This window comes from Pseudooceanicola marinus (assembly GCF_020177265.1).
GTDB lineage: Bacteria > Pseudomonadota > Alphaproteobacteria > Rhodobacterales > Rhodobacteraceae > Pseudooceanicola > Pseudooceanicola marinus_A.
The window spans coordinates 209537-223050 of the sequence record NZ_JAIVMC010000009.1; the positions used below are offsets into that span (position 1 = coordinate 209537).

Annotated in this window: 22 protein-coding genes and 1 pseudogene; 22 read left to right on the forward strand and 1 reads right to left on the reverse strand. The window is 63.5% G+C overall.

The genetic code is table 11. The annotated features are described in order from the left end of the window. The first annotated feature begins 2 nt into the window (after nucleotides 1-2). The 21 genes and pseudogenes from LC066_RS16825 (at nucleotide 3) to LC066_RS16925 (ending at nucleotide 12069) form a co-directional block, all read left to right on the forward strand. Nucleotides 3-683, forward strand: coding sequence for a spermidine synthase (locus LC066_RS16825; RefSeq protein WP_224901408.1), 681 nt, complete (start codon nucleotides 3-5; stop codon nucleotides 681-683). Between the two features lie 122 nt (nucleotides 684-805). Continuing rightward, nucleotides 806-1837 carry a hypothetical protein gene (locus tag LC066_RS16830; RefSeq protein WP_224901410.1) on the forward strand — a complete coding sequence of 344 codons (1032 nt, stop codon included), beginning with the start codon at nucleotides 806-808 and terminating at the stop codon, nucleotides 1835-1837. 272 nt (nucleotides 1838-2109) lie between these two features. Beyond that, nucleotides 2110-2949, forward strand: coding sequence for a 50S ribosomal protein L2 (rplB, locus tag LC066_RS16835; RefSeq protein WP_085890235.1), 840 nt, complete (start codon nucleotides 2110-2112; stop codon nucleotides 2947-2949). Between the two features lie 3 nt (nucleotides 2950-2952). After that, the gene (gene rpsS, locus LC066_RS16840; RefSeq protein ID WP_008281873.1) at nucleotides 2953-3231 is read left to right on the forward strand and encodes a 30S ribosomal protein S19; all 279 of its coding nucleotides are present in this window, start codon (nucleotides 2953-2955) and stop codon (nucleotides 3229-3231) included. Nucleotides 3232-3234: 3 nt separating this feature from the next. Next, nucleotides 3235-3615, forward strand: coding sequence for a 50S ribosomal protein L22 (gene rplV, locus LC066_RS16845; RefSeq protein ID WP_085890234.1), 381 nt, complete (start codon nucleotides 3235-3237; stop codon nucleotides 3613-3615). Continuing rightward, entirely contained in the window at nucleotides 3615-4337 is a 723-nt protein-coding gene (rpsC, locus tag LC066_RS16850) for a 30S ribosomal protein S3 (RefSeq protein WP_085890233.1), read from the forward strand. Before rplV ends, rpsC begins: the two co-directional genes overlap by 1 nt. 12 nt (nucleotides 4338-4349) lie before the next feature. Continuing rightward, nucleotides 4350-4763 carry a 50S ribosomal protein L16 gene (gene rplP, locus LC066_RS16855; RefSeq protein WP_224901414.1) on the forward strand — a complete coding sequence of 138 codons (414 nt, stop codon included), beginning with the start codon at nucleotides 4350-4352 and terminating at the stop codon, nucleotides 4761-4763. A gap of 406 nt (nucleotides 4764-5169) precedes the next feature. Further along, nucleotides 5170-5790, forward strand: a complete 621-nt coding sequence (locus LC066_RS16860; RefSeq protein ID WP_224901416.1) for a 2OG-Fe(II) oxygenase family protein — start codon at nucleotides 5170-5172, stop codon at nucleotides 5788-5790. A gap of 214 nt (nucleotides 5791-6004) precedes the next feature. Next, nucleotides 6005-6478, forward strand: a complete 474-nt coding sequence (locus LC066_RS16865; RefSeq protein ID WP_222480550.1) for an acyl-CoA thioesterase — start codon at nucleotides 6005-6007, stop codon at nucleotides 6476-6478. A 193-nt stretch (nucleotides 6479-6671) separates the two neighbouring features. Then, nucleotides 6672-6875: a 50S ribosomal protein L29 gene (gene rpmC, locus LC066_RS16870; RefSeq protein ID WP_085890229.1), complete on the forward strand. Its 204-nt coding sequence runs from the start codon at nucleotides 6672-6674 to the stop codon at nucleotides 6873-6875. An 11-nt stretch (nucleotides 6876-6886) separates the two neighbouring features. Continuing rightward, a pseudogene (gene rpsQ, locus LC066_RS16875) lies at nucleotides 6887-7114 on the forward strand (30S ribosomal protein S17); the annotation flags it as partial. Between the two features lie 172 nt (nucleotides 7115-7286). Further along, nucleotides 7287-7655: a 50S ribosomal protein L14 gene (gene rplN, locus LC066_RS16880; RefSeq protein ID WP_009574016.1), complete on the forward strand. Its 369-nt coding sequence runs from the start codon at nucleotides 7287-7289 to the stop codon at nucleotides 7653-7655. After that, entirely contained in the window at nucleotides 7655-7966 is a 312-nt protein-coding gene (gene rplX / locus LC066_RS16885; protein WP_085890227.1) for a 50S ribosomal protein L24, read from the forward strand. Before rplN ends, rplX begins: the two co-directional genes overlap by 1 nt. After that, the gene (gene rplE / locus LC066_RS16890) at nucleotides 7959-8522 is read left to right on the forward strand and encodes a 50S ribosomal protein L5 (protein ID WP_222480546.1); all 564 of its coding nucleotides are present in this window, start codon (nucleotides 7959-7961) and stop codon (nucleotides 8520-8522) included. Before rplX ends, rplE begins: the two co-directional genes overlap by 8 nt. 21 nt (nucleotides 8523-8543) lie before the next feature. Beyond that, nucleotides 8544-8849, forward strand: coding sequence for a 30S ribosomal protein S14 (gene rpsN, locus LC066_RS16895; protein ID WP_085890225.1), 306 nt, complete (start codon nucleotides 8544-8546; stop codon nucleotides 8847-8849). Nucleotides 8850-8863: 14 nt separating this feature from the next. Then, nucleotides 8864-9256, forward strand: a complete 393-nt coding sequence (gene rpsH, locus LC066_RS16900; protein WP_085890224.1) for a 30S ribosomal protein S8 — start codon at nucleotides 8864-8866, stop codon at nucleotides 9254-9256. An 11-nt stretch (nucleotides 9257-9267) separates the two neighbouring features. Then, nucleotides 9268-9801 carry a 50S ribosomal protein L6 gene (gene rplF / locus LC066_RS16905; RefSeq protein ID WP_085890223.1) on the forward strand — a complete coding sequence of 178 codons (534 nt, stop codon included), beginning with the start codon at nucleotides 9268-9270 and terminating at the stop codon, nucleotides 9799-9801. Between the two features lie 11 nt (nucleotides 9802-9812). After that, entirely contained in the window at nucleotides 9813-10172 is a 360-nt protein-coding gene (rplR, locus tag LC066_RS16910) for a 50S ribosomal protein L18 (RefSeq protein WP_085890222.1), read from the forward strand. 195 nt (nucleotides 10173-10367) lie between these two features. Continuing rightward, nucleotides 10368-10940: a 30S ribosomal protein S5 gene (gene rpsE, locus LC066_RS16915; protein ID WP_085890221.1), complete on the forward strand. Its 573-nt coding sequence runs from the start codon at nucleotides 10368-10370 to the stop codon at nucleotides 10938-10940. 12 nt (nucleotides 10941-10952) lie between these two features. Next, nucleotides 10953-11138: a 50S ribosomal protein L30 gene (gene rpmD, locus LC066_RS16920; RefSeq protein WP_010137495.1), complete on the forward strand. Its 186-nt coding sequence runs from the start codon at nucleotides 10953-10955 to the stop codon at nucleotides 11136-11138. A 181-nt stretch (nucleotides 11139-11319) separates the two neighbouring features. Next, nucleotides 11320-12069, forward strand: a complete 750-nt coding sequence (locus LC066_RS16925; protein WP_224901420.1) for a gamma-glutamylcyclotransferase — start codon at nucleotides 11320-11322, stop codon at nucleotides 12067-12069. A gap of 9 nt (nucleotides 12070-12078) precedes the next feature. Here LC066_RS16925 and LC066_RS16930 read toward each other — a convergent pair whose 3' ends face one another. Beyond that, nucleotides 12079-12927: a hypothetical protein gene (locus LC066_RS16930; protein ID WP_224901423.1), complete on the reverse strand. Its 849-nt coding sequence runs from the start codon at nucleotides 12925-12927 to the stop codon at nucleotides 12079-12081. A 182-nt stretch (nucleotides 12928-13109) separates the two neighbouring features. Between LC066_RS16930 and LC066_RS16935 the strand changes: the two genes are divergently transcribed. Then, complete coding sequence (locus LC066_RS16935) at nucleotides 13110-13394, forward strand: hypothetical protein (protein ID WP_224901426.1); 285 nt, start codon at nucleotides 13110-13112, stop codon at nucleotides 13392-13394. Nucleotides 13395-13514 lie beyond the last annotated feature (120 nt).

Consider the following 13514-nt stretch of genomic DNA (forward strand, 5'->3'; position numbering starts at 1 on the left):
CCATGATCCCCTGGGAACTCCTGTCCGAGGCGCCCGCGCCCGAGGGCGACATCCTGCGCCTCTTCCGGCGCGGCACGGAATATTCCATCCGCCTGGGCGACGGCAACGAGCTGATGAACTCCCGCCTCGGCGGGTCGGAGATCGCCCTGGCCACCCTGTCCTTCGACCGCCTGGGCGCCCGTCCGGCGCCCCGCATCCTGATCGGCGGCCTAGGCATGGGGTTCACCCTGCGCGCAGCCCAGGAGCGCGCGCCGGCCGACGCACGGATCGTCGTCTCGGAGGTGGTGCCCGAGCTTATTGGCTGGGCGAAGGGCGAGATGGCCCCGGTCTTCGCTGATTGCCTGTCAGACCGCCGGGTGGAGCTACGCGCCGGCGACGTGGCCGACGAGATCGCCTCGGTCACCGCTGGCTGGGACATGATCCTGCTGGACGTGGACAACGGGCCGGACGGCCTGACACGCGACGGGAACGACGTGCTTTACGGAGAGACCGGCCTGGCGGCGGCGCACAGGTCGCTGACGGTGCATGGGGTGCTGTCGGTCTGGTCGGCGCATCCGAGCCACGGGTTTGCCAAGCGCTTTGCGCGGGCGAACTTCGATGTGAAGGAGGAGGGGGTCAGGGCCGGGCGGTCCAAGCGAGGGTCGCGGCATACCGTGTGGACGGGGGTGCGGAAGGGGCGGTGAGGGTTATCAACGACATATGCGGTAGAGTAAGCCTACTACATTCTGATTAAGACTCATACTGTTCCTTCCGATCTATGAGTTCTATAGTCAATCCGGGTCTATTCTCTCTGGGATGTGATTAGATGAGCGTTTTCGAGTTCGAAGATATTGTCGAGACGCTGGGTGTTGATAGAGAGGCCCTAAAGCAAAGGCAGCTACCGCTGGGAGCTTTCTGGCATCAGGGCAGTTGGAAGATTTGGGTCCCCCACGAGGTTGGCAAGTACATGCTGCTTGCCGGTGGAGAGCCGGTTCACTTTACGTACTTGAGCGACGCTGGAGCTGCTTCTGAAGAGGACCTGCATTTCCAGTTGCTGGAATTTGCTTACCAGAAGTTCACTCGACCCAGAACTTGGAGCTTTGTTACAAGCATCCAAGACGACATTCACTTGCTTGCGGTACAAGCTTCGAAGCTAAGCTACTTCGCGAGCAAGCAAGCTGAAATCGACTCCTCACTCTTGGCCTCATACGCTAGGTCCGAGATCGAAGGCCTTTTGGTGACAGCTCGCTCTGCTATTGATCTGACCTACGAAGCTTTCTGCAGCTTCTGGACCCAGGAAGTAACTCTTCTGGACGAAGCCATGCAGTCGAGAAAATTGCAAAATAAGTTACCCAAGAAGATATCAAAATTTCTCCGGCTTGATGCCCAGGAAGCTCCACACATTGATGGCATTTGCGAGAAGTACGTGCTCGCCCCCCGAGCCGTTGCCGCAATTCTGGCGCGAAGACCGTTCCTGCTGGAACTTCGGACCGCGCGCGACCGCATCGTCCACGGGCGTGGTGACCCTGATTTGATATTCGCTACGGAACGGGGATTTGCTGTGCCGGCGCACGCCAAGTTGTGTGCCACATTCAATTGGCGACCCTTTCAAAGGTACAATGAGCATCTCTTTAGTCTCAAGCCATGGGTTGGGTACGTTGTTCATGAGACAATTGCGACATGTACTGACATATTGATGGCATGTGGGGCGGGGATCGAATTGGGTCCCAACCTGTTTCCAAATCACAATGTTTTCGTGAGGGATCCAGCAAATCCGGCACTAGATGATCTACTGCAATCAGTTTCTGCAGACGCAAGCATAGCCCAGTCAGCGGCCTTCTGGTGTAACAACCCATGACCTTGCTATTTGAGCGCCCCCCACACCCCTTGCCACCCCACCCCACCCTTGCTATACGCGCCCAATCCTGACGGCCCCGGATTCGCTCCGGGGCCTTCGGGTGTTTGACGCCTGGGGACCTTCGGGGCCCTGTAACATCCGGGTAGTCTGTCAGCGGCGGCACTTCCAACCGCCCGGCAAATACCCAACACATAGCCGTCCCACGTGGCCCCGGACCCGACTACACACCGGACCAAACGAAGGCGGCGCTTGCTAAACGGAAGACAGAAAGCATGGCACTCAAGTCGTATAAGCCGACGACGCCGGGCCAGCGCGGGCTGGTGCTGATCGACCGTTCGGAGCTGTGGAAAGGACGCCCCGTCAAAGCCCTCACCGAGGGTCTGACGAAATCGGGCGGCCGGAACAACACCGGACGTATCACCTCCCGCCGTCGTGGCGGTGGCGCGAAGCGCCTGTACCGGATCGTCGATTTCAAGCGGAACAAGGTCGACGTCGAAGGCGTCGTGATGCGGATCGAATACGATCCCAACCGGACCGCCTTCATCGCGCTGATCCAGTACGTCGATGGTGAAAAAGCCTACATCCTGGCGCCGCAGCGTCTGGCCGTCGGTGACAAGGTCATCTCCTCGCAGAAGGCCGACATCAAGCCGGGTAACGCAATGCCCTTCTCGGGCCTGCCGATCGGTACCATCGTTCACAACATCGAGCTGAAGCCCGGCAAGGGTGGCCAGATCGCACGCGCCGCGGGCACCTACGCCCAGTTCGTCGGCCGTGACGGTGGCTACGCCCAGATCCGCCTCAGCTCGGGCGAACTGCGCATGGTCCGCCAGGAATGCCTGGCCACCGTCGGCGCGGTCTCGAACCCCGACAACTCGAACCAGAACTACGGTAAAGCGGGCCGCATGCGGCACAAGGGCATCCGCCCCTCCGTCCGTGGTGTGGTCATGAACCCGATCGACCACCCCCATGGTGGTGGTGAAGGCCGGACCTCCGGTGGTCGTCACCCGGTGACGCCCTGGGGTAAACCGACCAAGGGTGCGAAAACCCGCACGAACAAGTCGACGGATAAGTACATCATCCGCTCGCGCCACGCGAAGAAGAAGGGTCGCTAATCTATGGCACGTTCTGTTTGGAAAGGCCCCTTCGTTGACGCTTACGTCCTGAAAAAGGCGGAAGCGGCACGCGAATCCGGCCGCAACGAAGTTATCAAGATCTGGTCGCGCCGCTCGACGATCCTGCCCCAGTTCGTGGGTCTGACGTTTGGCGTCTACAACGGCCACAAGCATATCCCCGTCAACGTCTCGGAAGACATGATCGGTCAGAAGTTCGGTGAATACTCCCCGACTCGGACCTACTACGGTCATGCCGCCGACAAAAAAGCGAAGCGGAAGTAAGTCATGGGCCAGGAAAAGAACCCCCGCCGCGTGGCAGACAACGAAGCAATGGCAAAACTGCGCATGCTTCGCACCAGCCCGCAGAAACTGAACCTGGTGGCTCAGCTGATCCGCGGCAAGAAGGTTGAGAAGGCGCTGACCGACCTCACCTTCTCGAAGAAGCGCGTGGCGCAGGACGTGAAGAAGTGCCTTCAGTCCGCCATCGCCAACGCCGAGAACAACCACGGCCTGGACGTCGACGACCTGATCGTCGCCGAAGCCTGGGTCGGCAAGAACCTCGTGATGAAGCGTGGCCGTCCGCGGGCACGTGGCCGCTACGGCAAGATCATGAAGCCGTTCTCGGAAATCACCATCAAGGTGCGTCAGGTCGAGGAGCAAGCCTAATGGGTCAGAAAGTCAATCCGATCGGCATGCGCCTTCAGGTCAACCGCACCTGGGATTCGCGCTGGTACGCCGACACCAAGGATTTCGGTGATCTTCTGCTGGAAGACGTCAAGATCCGTGAGTTCATCAAGGATGAGTGCAAGCAGGCCGGTATTGCCCGCGTGATCATCGAACGCCCCCACAAGAAGTGCCGTGTGACCATTCACACCGCACGTCCGGGCGTGATCATCGGCAAGAAAGGCGCGGACATCGAGGTGCTTCGCAAGAAGCTGGCTCGCATGACCGACAGCGAGCTGCACCTGAACATCGTCGAAGTGCGCAAGCCGGAACTCGATGCGATGCTGGTGGCCGAGTCCATCGCGCAGCAGCTGGAACGTCGTGTGTCCTTCCGTCGTGCCATGAAGCGTTCGGTTCAGAACGCCATGCGCATGGGTGCCCTGGGCATCCGCGTGAACGTCGCCGGCCGTCTGGGCGGTGCCGAGATCGCGCGGACCGAATGGTACCGTGAAGGCCGTGTGCCCCTGCACACCCTGCGCGCCGACATCGACTATGCTCACGCCGAAGCCTCCACCCCCTACGGTATCATCGGTATCAAGGTGTGGATCTTCAAAGGCGAGATCATGGAGCACGACCCGCAGGCCCGCGACCGCAAGGCGCAGGAACTGCAGGACGGTCCGGCTCCGCGTGGTGCCGGCGGTGGCCGCCGCGATCGCGACCGGTAAGGAGACAGAAAGATGCTTCAACCGAAACGCACAAAATTCCGCAAGATGCACAAGGGCCGGATCCACGGCCAGGCAAAAGGCGGCTCCGACCTGAACTTCGGCACCTATGGCCTCAAGGCCACCCAGCCGGAACGCGTCACCGCGCGTCAGATCGAGGCAGCCCGTCGTGCCATGACGCGCCACATGAAGCGTCAGGGCCGTGTCTGGATCCGCATCTTCCCGGATACCCCCGTAACCTCGAAACCCGTCGAAGTTCGTATGGGTAAAGGTAAGGGTTCCGTCGATTACTGGGCCTGCAAGGTCAAGCCCGGCCGGATCATGTTCGAGATCGACGGTGTGTCGGAAGAAATCGCACGTGAGGCCCTGCGCCTGGCGTCGATGAAACTGCCGATCAAGACCCGCGTCGTCGTTCGCGAAGACTGGTAAGCGGAGGGTGGGGCCAGCCCCACCACCCCACGAAATCCGAAACCCCCGCCGAGCAATCGGCGGGGGTTTTCCTTTGTGCGGTGCGTAGAGACGGTTTCGCCGAGCTGTCTGGGGCAGGGGCTCTGCCTCCGTCGCCACTGGCGACGCCTGCCGGGATATTTCCGGCAAAGAGAAGAAACAGGGCCGGCCTTGGAGGCGGGCGTCGCGCGAGGGGCGGAGGAGCGCGAGCGCCGTTGCCGACGTCGGCGGTGCCGGGTGCACAGATGGCGGGGAGAGCGCCTGGGACTCGGTGCAAGCGTGAGGGCCGACCGGAAGAGGGGCCATGAGGTCGCAGGCGCGGGGGCTTTCGCGCGGCGCGCGGGCAGGCTATGGCGGCAGCAACCCATCTGCGCCGAGGTGCCCGACCATGTCCGATATCCGCTCTCTCTTCGTCACCCGTCTCTACCGTGCCGCCCTGGCCGAGAAGGGGCCACAGGTCGATACCTCCGAGCTGGAGGCCAGCTGCTACTCCATCGCCGAGGATGACGAGGCAGGGCAGGAGTGGTGCGAGGCCAACGACTACCCCGGCTACACGTCTTATGCCTCTCTGACCGACCTGCCTTGGCGCTTCCCGATTTTCGAGGATGTGAAGCAGGCGCTGGACCTGCATGTCGCGGCCTTCGCCGAGGAACTGGGCTTCGACCTGGGCGACGGGAGCCTGCAGCTGGAGGATCTGTGGATCAACATCCTGCCCGAGGGCGGCACCCATTCCAGCCATATCCATCCGCATTCGGTGATCTCGGGCACGACCTACGTGGCCATGCCTGAGGATACTTCTGCGCTGAAGCTGGAGGACCCGCGCCTGCAGATGATGATGGCCGCGCCGACCCGGAAGAAGACCGCCCCGGAGGAGCTTCAGCCCTTCATCTACGTCAAGCCGCAGGTCGGCGACGTCCTGCTGTGGGAAAGCTGGCTGCGCCACGAGGTGCCGATGAACATGTCCGAAGAGGACCGCATCTCCGTCAGCTTCAACTACAAGTGGGTGTGATCGCCGGTCCGGACCGCGTAGCGGACCGGCAAACGGTCCGGGGGACTGTTTGAGGCGATCACGGGCGGAGCCCCCCGGCCCGGACCGCGTGGCGCCTAACCGGGTGGCGCCCCTGCCGCATCCGGGCTCGATGGGCGGCGGCGAAGGCGCTTGGCTCTGGTCCCCGGGCGCGCTTTGCGGCATGACCAGCGGATAACCTCGCCCAGGAGATCCCATGGACCCCCGCAAGCTCGACATGACCGTCCTGATGACCCCCGACATGGCCAATTTCAGTGGCAAGGTGCATGGCGGCGCCCTGTTGAACCTGCTGGACCGGGTGGCCTTCTCCTGTGCCTCGCGGTTTTCCAAGCAATATGCGGTGACGCTGTCGGTCGACCAGGTGATCTTCAAGGAGCCGATCAACGTGGGCGAGCTGGTCACCTTCCGGGCCTCGGTGAACTATGCCGGGCGCACTTCGATGGAGATCGGCGTGCGTGTGGAGGCGCAGGAGATCCGCTCGGGCAAGTCGCGGCACACCAATTCGTGCTACTTCACCATGGTCGCGGTGGATGAGGACGGCAGCCCGGTGGAGGTGCCCGAGCTGCAGGTGCTGACGGCGGAGGAGGAGAAGCGCCATCGCGCGGCCCAGATCCGCAAGAAGCTGCGCCGCGAGTTCGCGGAGGAGATGCAGCGCGCCACCGAGGGCTGAGGCGCCCCGCGGCGGCCGGCGATCGCGGTGTTTCGACCCCGTAGGCCCGGCGGCGCGGTTATTCTGCCCTTGTGCTGTTGACGCATGGCGGATGCGGGCGTATAGGCAGCGCTCATTGTTCTTACATAACCCACCGGATTCGCGGGTCACCCGTCAGAGGGGCCTGCCGGTGCAAGGAAGGAAAGGAAGCGCCATGAGCGCCAAAGAGCTTCGCGAGAAGACTCCGGACCAGCTGCGCGAACAGCTGGCCGAGCTGAAGAAAGCCCAGTTCAACCTTCGTTTCCAGCAGGCCACCGGCCAGCTCGAGAACCCGGCGCAGATGCGCAAGGCCCGCCGCGAAGCGGCTCAGGTCCTGACGGTTCTGAACGAAAAAGCTGCTGAAGCAGCCGGCGAATAAGGAGCTTTCCGATGCCCAAACGTATCCTTCGCGGTGTTGTCACCTCCGATGCCAACGCCCAGACCGTGACCGTGTCCGTCGAACGTCGCTTCACGCACCCGGTTCTGAAAAAGACCATTCGTAAGTCCAAGAAGTACCGGGCTCACGATGAGAACAACCAGTTCAAGGTCGGTGACGCCGTCCGCATTCGCGAATGCGCGCCGAAGTCGAAGACCAAACGCTGGGAAGTGATGACCGCCGAGATGATCGAAGCCGATCGGATCGAGCGCGAAGAACACGCCAAGATCCAGCAGGAGCTGGATGCGAAGCGTCATGCAGAGCACGAGGCCGCGGCTAACTGATAGCCCCGGCCTCCCGTCGAAACCCTGGGGGATCTAACCAGAACAGCCCCCAAAGGTCGGGAGAAACCACATGATCCAGATGCAGACCAATCTGGATGTCGCTGACAACTCCGGCGCACGCCGAGTTCAGTGCATCAAGGTCCTGGGTGGCTCGCACCGTCGCTATGCGTCGGTGGGCGACATCATTGTCGTTTCCGTCAAGGAAGCCATCCCGCGCGGCCGCGTGAAGAAAGGTGACGTCCGCAAGGCCGTCGTCGTGCGCACCGCAAAGGAAGTCCGTCGTGAAGATGGCACCGCGATCCGCTTCGATCGCAACGCCGCCGTCATCCTGAACAACAACAACGAACCCGTTGGTACCCGTATCTTCGGACCGGTTGTTCGCGAGCTGCGCGCCAAGAACTTCATGAAGATCATTTCGCTGGCTCCGGAGGTGCTCTGATGGCCGCCAAGCTGAAAAAAGGTGACACCGTCATGGTCCTGTCCGGCAAGGACAAGGGCAAGACCGGTGAGATCACCCTCGTCGATCCGAAGGCCGGCAAGGCCGTCGTGGAGGGCCTGAACATGGCCGTCCGTCACACCCGCCAGACCCAGACGTCGCAAGGTGGCCGCCTGCCCAAGGCCCTGCCGATCGACCTGTCGAACCTGGCGTTCGTCGATGCCAACGGCAAGGCGACCCGCGTCGGCTTCAAGACCGAAGGCGACAAGAAAGTCCGCTACGCCAAGACCACGGGGGACGTGATCGATGCTTGATACCGCGAACTACACCCCGCGTCTGAAGACCGTCTACGCCGACACGATCCGGCCTGCTCTGAAAGAAGAGTTCGGCTACAAGAACGAGATGATGATCCCCAAGCTGGACAAGATCGTTCTGAACATCGGCTGTGGCGCCGAGGCCGTGAAGGACACCAAGAAGGCGAAAGCAGCCCAGGAAGACCTGAGCCAGATCGCCGGCCAGATGGCCGTCATCACCAAGGCCAAGAAGTCGATCGCCGGCTTCCGCGTCCGTGAAGACATGCCGCTTGGTGCCAAGGTCACCCTGCGCGGCGAGCGCATGTACGAATTCCTGGATCGCCTGATCACCATCGCGATGCCCCGGATCCGCGACTTCCGCGGCGTTTCCGGCAAGTCGTTCGACGGCCGTGGCAACTACGCCATGGGCATCAAGGAACATATCGTTTTCCCCGAGATCAACTTCGACAAGGTCGATGAAGTCTGGGGTATCGATGTCGTCATCGCCACCACCGCGAAAACCGACGCAGAAGCCAAGGCGCTGTTGAAGCATTTCAACATGCCCTTCACCAGCTGATCGCGCGAGGGAGATTTAGATATGGCTAAAAAATCCATGATCGAGCGCGAGAAGAAGCGGGAGCGCCTGGTCGCTCAGTACGCCGCTAAGCGCGCTGAACTGAAAGAGGTCATCTACGACCAGGACAAGCCCATGGAAGAGCGTTTCCGCGCTTCCCTGAAGCTTGCCAAACTGCCGCGGAACTCGTCCCCGACGCGTCTGCACAACCGTTGCCAGCTGACCGGCCGTCCCCACGCTTATTACCGTAAGCTGAAGGTGTCGCGGATCATGCTGCGCGAACTGGGCTCGAACGGTTTCGTTCCCGGCCTCGTGAAATCGAGCTGGTAAGGAGGGCATAGATTATGAACGATCCTATCGGCGATATGCTCACCCGTATCCGCAACTCGTCGCTGCGCGGCAAATCCACCGTCTCGACGCCGGCTTCCAAGCTGCGCGCCTGGGTGCTGGATGTGCTGGCGGACGAAGGCTACATCCGCGGCTATGAGCAAGGCACCGACGCCCACGGTCACCCGACCCTGGAAATCGGCCTGAAATACTACGAAGGCGCTCCCGTCATTCGCGAACTGAAGCGGGTTTCGACCCCCGGCCGTCGCGTTTACATGGGCGTCAAGGACATCCCGCAGGTCCGTCAGGGCCTGGGTGTGTCGATTGTCTCCACGCCCAAGGGCGTCATGTCCGATGCAGCGGCTCGCTCCAACAATGTTGGTGGCGAAGTTCTCTGCACGGTCTTCTAAGGAGGTCTGTAATGTCTCGTATTGGTAAGAAACCGGTCGAGCTGCCCTCCGGCGTCACCGCGACGCTGGACGGCCAGACCGTCGAAGTGAAGGGGCCGAAGGGCACCCACACCTTCACCGCCACTGACGATGTGACGATCGCTGTCGAAGACAACGCCGTCACCGTCACCCCCCGCGGCACGTCCAAGCGGGCGCGCCAGCAATGGGGCATGTCGCGCACCATGGTCGCGAACATGATCCAGGGCGTGACCACCGGCTTCAAGAAAGAGCTGGAGATCAACGGTGTGGGTTATCGTGCCCAGGCACAGGGTCAGATCGTCAAACTGAACCTCGGCCTGTCGCATGACGTCGACTTCCCGGTGCCGGAGGGCGTGACCGTCACGACCCCGAAGCCCACGGAAATCGTGATCGAAGGCAATGACGCCCAGCTTGTGGGCCAGGTCGCGGCGAACATCCGCGAATGGCGCAAGCCCGAGCCGTACAAAGGCAAGGGTATCAAGTACAAGGACGAGTTTATCTTCCGCAAGGAAGGTAAGAAGAAGTAAGGACCAGACAAATGGCAAATACGAAACGTACCCTGTTTCTGAAGCGCCGTCTGCGCGTCCGGAACAAGCTTCGCAAGGTGAACGCCGGTCGCGTGCGTCTCTCCGTGCACCGCTCGAACAAGAACATCAGCGTCCAGCTGATCGACGATGTTCAGGGCGTCACCCTGGCCTCCGCCTCCTCGCTGGAGAAGGACCTGGGCATGGTCGGCAAGAACAACGTCGAGGCGGCCTCCAAGGTCGGCGCGGCGATTGCCGAACGCGCCAAGAAAGCCGGCGTGGAAGAGGCCTATTTCGACCGTGGCGGCTTCCTGTTCCACGGCTCGATCAAGGCCCTGGCAGACGCAGCCCGCGAAGGCGGCCTGAAAATCTGATCATCGGGAGGCGGGGGCAACCCCGCCTCCTTCGATCTACCGATGGGCGGGGTCTTCCCCGCCTTTCGACCCCGCTGCGGGCACTTCGGTGCCCCGATGATCCGGGAGACGCCGTGGCCATGGCTCACGCGCCTCACCTGGATTGGATAACCCGGGCGGTCACAGGACACGCCCATGAAGTGAAGGAATTGCCTCATGGCAAGAGATGACAACCGGGGCCGCCGCGACCGCGACGAAGCACCGGAATTCGCCGATCGCCTGGTAGCGATCAACCGCGTGTCCAAGACCGTCAAGGGCGGTAAGCGTTTCGGCTTCGCCGCGCTCGTCGTCGTGGGCGACCAGAAGGGCCGCGTCGGCTTCGGCAAGGGCAAGGCCAAGGAGGTCCCCGAGGCCATCCGCAAGGCGACCGAGCAGGCCAAGCGCCAGATGATCCGCGTTCCCCTGAAAGAGGGCCGCACCCTGCACCACGACATCGAAGGTCGCCACGGTGCCGGCAAGGTCGTCATGCGCACCGCGCCGCAAGGTACCGGGATCATCGCAGGTGGCCCGATGCGTGCCGTCTTCGAGATGCTGGGCATCCAGGACGTGGTCGCCAAGTCGACCGGTTCGCAGAACCCCTACAACATGATTCGCGCCACCCTGAACGGCCTGACCAAGGAATCTTCCCCGCGTCAGGTGGCTCAGCGTCGTGGCAAGAAGGTCGCCGACATCCTGCCGTCCCGTGACGAAGCGCCCGCCGCTTCCTCCCAGGTCGCAGAAGAGGCGTAAGGAGGCTTCAACATGGCTACCATCGTCGTCAAGCAGATCGGCTCCCCGATCCGTCGCCCCGCCATCCAGCGCCAGACGCTGATCGGCCTGGGCCTGAACAAGATGCACAAGACCCGCGAGCTGGAGGATACCCCCTCCGTGCGCGGCATGATCCGCAAGATCCCCCACCTGGTGGAGATCGTCGAAGAGAAGGCCTGAGCCTTTCTTCACGGTGAGTGAACAGGACGCCCCGGTCGCAAGGCCGGGGCGTTTTTCTGTGCGCAGGGCGCGCGACGCGCCGGCCCGCACAACCGACCTGCGGGAGCTGCGGTTGCCCCGCTGGCGTGCCGCTTCTACCAATGGGCCAGCCGTTCCGAGCTTCCGACGGCCAGGAGATTCCATGCCCCTCGACCCCGACGCCTTTCGCCACCATCCCGGCCTCATCGGCAAGATCCGTGATCCGGAGGACAGTTTCTTCCGCACCATGGTCCCCGCCGACCTGGAGGCCGAGACCCTGCGCCGGGGCGGAGAGCCGATCGCGCTCTACACCGACGAGGAGCGCGAGGCGATGCGCCACGCCACCCTGGCACCGCATTATGGAGAGGACATCTGGGTCTTTGCCTACGGGTCGCTGATGTGGGATCCGGCGATCTACTTTGCCGAGCTGCGGCGCGCCACCCTGCCGGGCTATCACCGCTCCTTCTGCCTGGTGGACCGCAGCGGGGCGCGCGGCACGGCGGACGCGCCCGGCGCCATGGCGGGCCTCGGCCAGGGGGGCAGCTGCGAGGGGCTCGTCTTCCGCGTCCCCGCCGCCTGCGCCGAGCAGGAGACCGAGGTGATCTGGCGTCGCGAGATGGTCGCGCCCTGCTACCACGCCGTCTTCGCCCCGGTAGACACCGCGCAGGGCGTGGTACAGGCCCTTTGTTTCGTCGCCGATCCGCAGGCGGAGATGATCGAGGCAGATCTGCCCCACGCGGAACGGGTCCGCTATCTCGCCACCGGCGAGGGGTTCCTGGGCACCAGCCGCGAATACCTCGAAAACGTCATTGCCGGCTGTCGGGAGCTGGGGATCGACGATCCCGATCTCGACGCCCTGCTGGCCGAGGTCGACGCCTGGCCCAGCCCTGCGCAGGTTGCCACGCAGGACTGAGCCCGCGCCTCAGCGCACCGGGATGTCGGCGTAGTCGGGCAGGGCGGTGATGACGCCCGGGCAGGTCTGGTCGCTATCGGCCACGGCAATGAAATGATGCCCGCCGTAGGTATCGACCGTCAGCACCGGCGCATTGGGCCCCAGAGGCCCGATCGGCACTGGCTGGCCTGCATGGTCCAGCCAGTAAATCGTCATCGGCCGGTTCTGCGCCGCGTAGCGGAAGGTCGCGGTGAAGGGCGTGCCCCCGTCGGCCGAGCGCACCGTGCCCGGTTCAGGACAACCGAAGGACAGATCCACTCCACCGGGGCGCGGCCTCTGGTCTTGCGCCTCGCTGAACATGCCGCCGCCCAGCCCGTTGCGTGCGGCGCATTCGTCGATCTTCAGGATGGCGGCGGCAGAGCCGGTCAGCGGGCGGGCATAAACCTGGTTGTCCATCTGCACCCGGAACTGGCTGCCCTGCATCAGGGCCTCGACGTCCCAGGCCGCCAGCCAGACGATGGTCCATCCGTCCACGGCGGTGCCGCTGACTGGTGTGCCCTGGCCGTCGATGGTCAGGGTGCCCTCCCAGTCGGGGCGGGAGGTGACCGGCAGGATCAGCTGCCACTGGCTGGTGGCGTAGCCGATGGTCATCTCCGACCAGTTCGGCCCGGATGTGGCGGCGCAGTAGATCGGGGCGCCTGCGGGGGAATGGCCCAGGCCGACGGTCCAGCCGCGTGCCTCGCCATAGCGCAGGACCTCGCGGCCCTGGGTGGGCACGGCGTCGATGATGTCGGGATAGGCGGATTGGGCGCCGGCGGGACCGGCGAGGGTGGCCAGCCCGGCCAGCAGGGTGGCGGCGAATCGAAGAGAGGGGCGCATGGTGGCATGTCCTGGAAATGAAACGGGTCAAATCTTAGCTGGGTGTGCCGCCCCGCCTGCGACAGATTGCACCGGGGTGGCGCACCGATCAACGGGGAATACCCGACCGTAGGGTTTCGCCCGGCACTCTTGCCCGGATGAAGGGCAGGCGCCATATAGGGATCAGCCCAGAGGAGATGCCGATGCCCCGCCCGACCCGTTCCGCCGTCGCACCGGCCCTATCCCTTCTGGTGCTGTCCCTCTCGGCCCTGCTGGCCCTGTCGGCCTGTTCCGGCAGCAGCTACCGGCCCGCCCCGGCCTATGAGACCCAGACCGGCGTACACGGTACGGTCGGCGTCGGCGTCAACAACCGCAAGGGTCTGGTGACCAACACCGACCTGACGCTCTCGGTCTGTCGCCAGCCGCGCCCGGTCACCCTGGGCGTGGGCGTCAACAGCCGTACCGTGGACCTGGAGGCGCGCTGCTGAACCGGGCCCCGCGCGGGCGAACCCCAATGGCGTCCTCTGAGGGCCGGCGGGCTGCTGCTGGCCTTGCATCGTGAAGGCACAGGCCCTATACGCGCCCGGTGGCCCGGTTCGCAGAATCGG

Coding starts and splice junctions, on each gene's coding strand:
- LC066_RS16825 (WP_224901408.1), top strand. CDS start 3: ATGATCCCCTGGGAACTCCTGTCCGAGGCGCCCGCGCCCGAGGGCGAC.
- LC066_RS16830 (WP_224901410.1), top strand. CDS start 806: ATGAGCGTTTTCGAGTTCGAAGATATTGTCGAGACGCTGGGTGTTGAT.
- rplB (WP_085890235.1), top strand. CDS start 2,110: ATGGCACTCAAGTCGTATAAGCCGACGACGCCGGGCCAGCGCGGGCTG.
- rpsS (WP_008281873.1), top strand. CDS start 2,953: ATGGCACGTTCTGTTTGGAAAGGCCCCTTCGTTGACGCTTACGTCCTG.
- rplV (WP_085890234.1), top strand. CDS start 3,235: ATGGGCCAGGAAAAGAACCCCCGCCGCGTGGCAGACAACGAAGCAATG.
- rpsC (WP_085890233.1), top strand. CDS start 3,615: ATGGGTCAGAAAGTCAATCCGATCGGCATGCGCCTTCAGGTCAACCGC.
- rplP (WP_224901414.1), top strand. CDS start 4,350: ATGCTTCAACCGAAACGCACAAAATTCCGCAAGATGCACAAGGGCCGG.
- LC066_RS16860 (WP_224901416.1), top strand. CDS start 5,170: ATGTCCGATATCCGCTCTCTCTTCGTCACCCGTCTCTACCGTGCCGCC.
- LC066_RS16865 (WP_222480550.1), top strand. CDS start 6,005: ATGGACCCCCGCAAGCTCGACATGACCGTCCTGATGACCCCCGACATG.
- rpmC (WP_085890229.1), top strand. CDS start 6,672: ATGAGCGCCAAAGAGCTTCGCGAGAAGACTCCGGACCAGCTGCGCGAA.
- rplN (WP_009574016.1), top strand. CDS start 7,287: ATGATCCAGATGCAGACCAATCTGGATGTCGCTGACAACTCCGGCGCA.
- rplX (WP_085890227.1), top strand. CDS start 7,655: ATGGCCGCCAAGCTGAAAAAAGGTGACACCGTCATGGTCCTGTCCGGC.
- rplE (WP_222480546.1), top strand. CDS start 7,959: ATGCTTGATACCGCGAACTACACCCCGCGTCTGAAGACCGTCTACGCC.
- rpsN (WP_085890225.1), top strand. CDS start 8,544: ATGGCTAAAAAATCCATGATCGAGCGCGAGAAGAAGCGGGAGCGCCTG.
- rpsH (WP_085890224.1), top strand. CDS start 8,864: ATGAACGATCCTATCGGCGATATGCTCACCCGTATCCGCAACTCGTCG.
- rplF (WP_085890223.1), top strand. CDS start 9,268: ATGTCTCGTATTGGTAAGAAACCGGTCGAGCTGCCCTCCGGCGTCACC.
- rplR (WP_085890222.1), top strand. CDS start 9,813: ATGGCAAATACGAAACGTACCCTGTTTCTGAAGCGCCGTCTGCGCGTC.
- rpsE (WP_085890221.1), top strand. CDS start 10,368: ATGGCAAGAGATGACAACCGGGGCCGCCGCGACCGCGACGAAGCACCG.
- rpmD (WP_010137495.1), top strand. CDS start 10,953: ATGGCTACCATCGTCGTCAAGCAGATCGGCTCCCCGATCCGTCGCCCC.
- LC066_RS16925 (WP_224901420.1), top strand. CDS start 11,320: ATGCCCCTCGACCCCGACGCCTTTCGCCACCATCCCGGCCTCATCGGC.
- LC066_RS16930 (WP_224901423.1), bottom strand. CDS start 12,927: ATGCGCCCCTCTCTTCGATTCGCCGCCACCCTGCTGGCCGGGCTGGCC.
- LC066_RS16935 (WP_224901426.1), top strand. CDS start 13,110: ATGCCCCGCCCGACCCGTTCCGCCGTCGCACCGGCCCTATCCCTTCTG.